The organism is Cupriavidus sp. 05L310 (genome assembly GCF_056398185.1).
The window spans coordinates 20976-27032 of sequence record NZ_JBFTOX010000088.1 but is presented as its reverse complement, the minus strand read 5'-3'; the positions used below and the strand labels follow the sequence as shown (position 1 = coordinate 27032).

Here is a 6057-nt window from a genome sequence, read left to right as displayed (position 1 = left end):
GGCGGCTGGAGCGTGATCACCGGGACGGTGGTGCAGCCGGGCGGGTTCATGAGCGCGATGCACATGAACATCGAGGCCGACGCGATCAATGCGGTCAACGATGCGTTCCTGATCCGCGGCGCCGACGGCAGGGTGGACGAGGCCGCGACCGTGGCTCTAGTCAATCAGATGAAGGCCAACCTCGGGCTGAACTACACCGAGAGCACGGTCGCCGACGACATCCACACGCGGTTCATCAAGGAGAAGAAGGGGTTCGGGCCGCTGGGGCAGATCGTGGCGATGGTGGCCGCGGTGGCATTGGCCGTAGTGACGGCCGGAGCGGCATCTGCAGCCATCGCTGCGGCGCAGATCGCAGCGGCGGAGGCCGGTATGACTGCGCTTATCGCCACGGGATCGATTGTCGAGGCGACGGCAGCGGGCGGCCTCCTTGCTAGTTCTGCATTTGCAGCCGGAGGCATGGCCAACCTTGCCATCGCCGGTGCGCTTGGTAGCATTGCCTCAAGCGCGACCATTCAGATTGGCATGACTGGCACGATCAAGCTCGATCAACTGGCGACGGCGGGTCTCGCGGGAGCGGTAACCGGGGGGCTGGCGGGGTACTTTGGGTCCAGCTACGGCGTGGACCGTCTGCTGGCGTCTGGTGCGGCTGGTTGTGGTACGGCTGCGATGCAGGGCGGCGACTGCAAGGCAGGGGCCGTGACTGGCTTGGCGACGGCTGCCGTCGCTTGGGCGGCCGATGCGATGCGTCAGGATCAGATTGAGTCGTCTCAGCGATTCAAAGGCATCTACGATGCAAGGGATGAAAATGGGCGACTGATTTCGAATGCTACTGGATCCAGCTCTGGTATTGACGGCGACGGCATGAAGATTGCCGGGACGCGCGTTAGCGCTGACGACTTGCGAAAATACGGAATAGTTGCCGAGCGACCGGATGGGGCCTGGGATTTCACCGGAACAGGAATCAACCCGGATACGAATGACAAATGGACTCTGACCGAAGCTCTTAATAGAGAGGGGGGGCTGACCGGCGGATTCCAAGGGCTGCCAGGCACCCTTGCTAAGTCACCCTACCCTCCGGGCACGTTCACGGACAAGGTGCTGGAGTCCTTCGCCGGCCCTCATGACTATCTAGGCAGTTTGACTGCCTATGACCAGCTGGGGAATCTGAAGGAAGGGATGACGAGCTTTCAACGGATGATGTTTGAGATCCAGACCGATATCGATATTCCATTGGCAGCTCCATTCGCTGGCGTGACATTGCTCAATCAATACGGCATAGATTGGTCCGTCTTCCGCAACCAGAGCCAACAATCGAAGAATGCAAAATGAGTGCAATGAAGTTAGCCATCCCCTTTCTGGTCATGGCCTGCTCGGGTTGTTTCCACTCGCCGCCGAACTACCCTGGTGCTGGTGGTGAGAATATCGACCCGTCTCGCTATGTTGATGCAGCGTGTCCTGATTTGACCGGCCGGTATGACGGGAGGGGCGAACTTCTGGATGGAGACGCTACTGCGCAAGGTTGGGCAAAGACCAGGCGCTTAGACAATGTATTCCCATTTGCGAAAGCGGATGAGGTGTCTGCAATTGACGATGCCTCTAGGTCTGAGACAGGACGCTTCCAATACCCAAAGGACGGGCAAGTATCGCTGGTCAAGGAACGGATCTTCCAAAGTAGGTTCACATATCCAAACGGAAGAAGTGCAATACAGCAGTCTTCCTTTGAGGACAAAAAGCGCTTCGTTTGCACTGGGGCTGAAGGAAAAATAACCTGGGGCGGCGCGAGCAAGGGGGGGCGCTCCGAATTCGGACCGAATACATCTGATTCGGTGGCAATGCTTTACCTCGACGAGCATGGTGATCTCATCTATGAGAAATTTACGCAGATTCATATGAGGCTTCGGCTTGGGGGGATTCCCACGGGTACGGCCCAGCATTTTGCGAAGTATAGATTCAAGCGGATCCAGTGAAGAATGCCCCCTTCCGTCTGTGCTCAAGCCACGTGCGGCTCGCCGCGGGATATTGCCTGGCGAATTCCGCTAATCGGGCGCAGCAAGCAAAGGAAAAAATGGCGCGAGCCAAGTTATGTGTTGCTGGAATAGCTCTGAGTTGTACGGCCTGTCTCCATTCCCCGCTGAACTATCCCGGCGTTGGAGGTAATAATCTAGATCCTGCCGAATACGCGGCTGCTCACTGCCCGAATCTAAGCGGGCGATATGAAGGAATAGGTGAACTCATTGAAGGGGATGCAGCAGCACAACAAGCGGCAAGGAAATGGCGTTTATCAAACGCCTTTCCATTTCGGGACGCTCGTCAAGCGCAGGAAGTAATAGCGGCGTCTCAGTCCGGCGACGGACGGTCCCTTCCCCCTACCTTCGCAACGGTGCGGATGACGAACCGCTTTGCGCCAATCGCTCTGCAGTATGGGAACGGGAGGTCGTTTGAGTATGTTTCTTCTTTTGAGGACAAGGGAAAATTTGTCTGCACTGGTTCTGATGGAATCGTCTCGTGGGGAGGGGCAAGTGATGGGGGACGGTCTGAGTTTGGACCGAATTATTCCGATTCTGTTGTAACCTTGTACCTAGATCCATCAGGAAACCTCATCCTTGAGCGCGGAATGCAGGTCCACATGAGCTTGCGGCTAGGCTCGATTCCTACGGGGACGGCTAGGTACTTCGCGATCTATCGATTCAAACGTCTGCCTGAATGAGATTGCCCCCTCCTATCTGCTCCCGATACTTCTGGCTCACGGTTTGATTTTGCCTGGCGCTCGCCGGCTGCCCAATGCTTCCAGATCCTGATGGATGTCTTTCGCGATTGAATGCGCTTGGGAGCGCACCAAAACATGCCTTCCGCAAGCCAATGCCGCGATTGATTGCATGCTGCTTGCATAGCCTGCTGGCGCCGTTGCAGCAGCAGCCTCTCGCCATTGTGAATCGAATCGATGACATGTTCTGAGCACCGATGGCTGGGCGGCATCCGCTCAGCCATCAACGTTGCGCACTCGTCATGGCGGAGTAGTCGTGCGCGCTGGCCTCAGCCTCAGTTCGCGCGCTGCCTGCGCCCGCCCGCATCGCTTTCAACTTCGCCCATCGCGCCCCACTACGCCCGATGCACGGGGGCAGCTTCGCAGCCAGGCCTTCGTCAGATACACGCGAACGCCCATCTCCCTCTCACCTTTCGCGCGACGACCGTCGCTCAGCGGACGGTCCGGTAGAGATTCCGACTTCAACATTTTTCACATCTGACTAAATCGCGACCGTTGGTGCTCGCTCAAGCGTCAGATTGCTGTAGGTGCTCCTTGCTGGCGTATTTGCCCAAAAAGCAAAAAGTGTAAATGAACGATGAATTAGTACACGTCCGATTTTCCTGGTATTTCAACTCTGCTAACGTCGCGCACACATCTAGCGCGGTTGAGTCACCGGCCCGGTGTCCGAGTACCAGACCGCCATTGCCGATGTGGCCGGAGCCGGCGCGGGCATCCGCGTTTCCGCCCAGCGAGCCAATCAAACAGTCGCCAGCGACTGCTGGTTGCCGTGCCACTCGCACCGCCCGGCTATCTGAGGCTAAGGCGCCGCTCCTGCTGGCCACGCTCAGCTAGATCTCTTCAACAAAAAGGAGAAGAAATCCATGAACTCGCAATTCGAGCGTTACGCGATGACGGCTGTCGCGCTGGCCGTGACCATGACCCTGGCGGGATGCGGTGGCGGTAGTGACAGCCCGGAAACCGCTCACACTGATTCGGTCAATGGCGGTGGCACGATCACGCAGACAATCGACCCCACCGTGTTAGGTCAGGAGTGTTTGCAGGCGCCTGCGCAAGGCGCCAGGAGCCACGTCTCGGCATCCTGGATCGTGCCGGTCCAAGTCGACGTGGTGGATGTGGCCGGCTTGGGGACGCAGAGCTTTGACGGCAACGCCTACCCCGCGATTGACGTGCGGAATAGCAAGAACTTCTTCTTCGGCGAGGGGGAGCAGCACCACACTGTGTACTTGCATCCGCAGACCCCCGTCTTGCCGGCTGGCGCTGTGACATATGCCAAACCAGGCTCCGGTGGATCGGATCGACGCTACCGCTTCGACTACGCCGCCACCTCGCTGTCGGACCTGATCGCCTCGGGGAAGGTGCCTGCGGCAATGGCGTCTGGCGGGGGCGTTCCATGGAATAGTGCGATGCGCGCCAATATTCAGATGACGTCACCCGTGCTGGCCGGACTTGCCACCGGCCAATCCAGGACCTACACGATGTTCAAGCAAGCCGCGGACGGCACTGGTTCGTACGGGCTGACCTTTGGCGGGGTCATTACCGAGCTCAAGTTCACGTATCTAGGGCGCGAGAACGTGGCGGCGCCGGATGGCACCTACGCGCAGGCCTGCAAGGTTGCCGTCGAAGGCCAGGTGCTGGAATACAGCTACCGTAACGATGGCAAGGTCACGATTGAGCCAGTCTTCCACGGCACAGTCTGGCTGGCGCCAAACGTTGGGCCGGTTCGCGTCGCCCTCACGGATGCCGACGAAAACACGCCGGTGCTTGATCTGTTTCTTCCTGCTGCGCGTTGATTGACGAACTCGCGTTTTCCATCGCCATGACGATCTCACATCATCGGCAATTAGTTGCCGATGATGCTAACGATCCCCACGGGCGCGGCCACGCAGTTCTCAAAATATCGCTTCAAGGGAATTCGATGAGCAGTACATCCTCTTCCCTTGTGCGCGCAGGTCTACTGTTGCTTGAGCAGCGGGAGCAACGCAACCAACTGGAAGCGGAGGCGCTGCGCGCTGAGATCGCGGCGGCCCTATCGAGTGGTACCCCTGAGCCTGCCGAAGATCTGTCCGCGAGGTTCGAGAGCAAGTACCGCGCTACGGACAAGAGCAAGCACCGCTGATGCAGCTCACGATCACGCCGCTCGCCGGGCAGGATCTGGAGTCCACGTTCTTCATCTGTCCTCCTTCCTGCACCTGTCGATGTGAACCTGCCTCAGTTTCGCCGGCGATATTTGCGGCATGTCGTAGGCAATGTTTGTAGCCTCGGTGGTCGTGGAGAGAAAGAGCGGGTCGCCCCCGCCAACCTGACTCAGTTTCTTCAGTACATCTTGCCTGGGCGCCCCTATATCGCGTAGTTGAGCGGCCATGAAAAGGAGGTCGGCCACGCACTGGCAGACCGACATCCTTTGCGCCTTGCTTACCTCGCCTTGCCTCGCTTGCGTTTGCGCATAGGCTCCGGCAGCGACAAACAGGGCAACGGCTGCAAGCATTGCGGCTCGTAAAACTTGGTGGCTCATATTGTTTTGCCCCCTCTTCTAATGAGGTGGTCTGGTCCTGCTACGCTGGATTCGCGCTTGTGACCATTATTCCCTTGCGCAGGGGGCAATCTGTCTGGAACCGAACCTTCGGTGCGGCTTTCTACGACGACGCGTCAGAAGCTGATCGCCGCTGAGACCACGACGACCTGCTCATGCGACGTCGGGTTGAACCAGTACACCGCGGCGGAGGCGCGCTTGCCCTTTACTTGCGCAAAGACGCCGCGTTGCAGGTCGCGGCCGTTTTCATACGCGCGCGTGCGCTGTCCGGCAAGGCCGACGCGGAGCCAGTCCACGGGACGGAACGCTAGTTCGGTCCAGGCGTAGGTGTAGGCGGACGGCTTGGCGTTCGGCACGTATTCGAACTCGACATAGGCATCCGCATAGCGGCCGGTCACCGTGGCCTCGAATCCGGGCACCACGCTGTTCGTGCTGCCCGTGACCCCCCCCAGGATCGGCGTGACCTCGAGGCGCACGGCTTCGCCGGCGGCAAGGTTGTACCCGGCGAAGAATGAGTACGCGTCCTTGCCTTCATAGTTGCTCCGTGCTTCCAGGTGCAAGGCGCCGCGATTGGCGATGGCGATACCGGTGACATAGGCGTCGCTGCCGCTCGGCAGGTTGAGGTAAGCCGAAACCGCGCCACTCCACGTGGGCGCTTCCGCCGCGGGTGGCTGGCTTTCCCCGGCTGCGCGCGCATGCAGGGGCGCGGTCGCCGCGGCCAGCAGGAGGCAGTGCGCGGCCAGCCGGGCGGCCCACATGC

General features: G+C 59.5%; 4 protein-coding genes and 1 pseudogene. 4 read left to right on the top strand and 1 reads right to left on the bottom strand.

What is annotated here, in order from left to right; translation table 11 throughout:
• From AC1DS6_RS39360 to AC1DS6_RS39345, 4 genes and pseudogenes are all read left to right on the top strand, one after another.
• A pseudogene (locus tag AC1DS6_RS39360) lies at positions 1 to 1329 on the top strand (hemagglutinin); the annotation flags it as partial.
• A complete protein-coding gene (locus AC1DS6_RS39355; protein ID WP_441635050.1) occupies positions 1326 to 1967 on the top strand; it encodes a hypothetical protein in 642 nt (213 codons plus the stop codon). The pseudogene AC1DS6_RS39360 and the gene AC1DS6_RS39355, both read left to right, overlap by 4 nt.
• Positions 1968 to 3627: 1660 nt before the next feature.
• A complete protein-coding gene (locus AC1DS6_RS39350) occupies positions 3628 to 4557 on the top strand; it encodes a DUF3108 domain-containing protein (protein ID WP_441635048.1) in 930 nt (309 codons plus the stop codon).
• Positions 4554 to 4883 carry a hypothetical protein gene (locus AC1DS6_RS39345; RefSeq protein ID WP_441635046.1) on the top strand — a complete coding sequence of 110 codons (330 nt, stop codon included), beginning with the start codon at positions 4554 to 4556 and terminating at the stop codon, positions 4881 to 4883. The genes AC1DS6_RS39350 and AC1DS6_RS39345 overlap by 4 nt, the downstream gene beginning before the upstream one ends.
• A 530-nt stretch (positions 4884 to 5413) precedes the next feature.
• Here the strand turns inward: AC1DS6_RS39345 and AC1DS6_RS39340 are convergent.
• Complete coding sequence (locus AC1DS6_RS39340) at positions 5414 to 6055, bottom strand: hypothetical protein (protein WP_477104525.1); 642 nt, start codon at positions 6053 to 6055, stop codon at positions 5414 to 5416.
• Positions 6056 to 6057: the final 2 nt, after the last annotated feature.

Bases quoted from the DNA above. Each gene is read 5' to 3' on its own strand.
- AC1DS6_RS39355 (WP_441635050.1), top strand. From the start codon at position 1,326: ATGAGTGCAATGAAGTTAGCCATCCCCTTTCTGGTCATGGCCTGCTCG.
- AC1DS6_RS39350 (WP_441635048.1), top strand. From the start codon at position 3,628: ATGAACTCGCAATTCGAGCGTTACGCGATGACGGCTGTCGCGCTGGCC.
- AC1DS6_RS39340 (WP_477104525.1), bottom strand. From the start codon at position 6,055: ATGTGGGCCGCCCGGCTGGCCGCGCACTGCCTCCTGCTGGCCGCGGCG.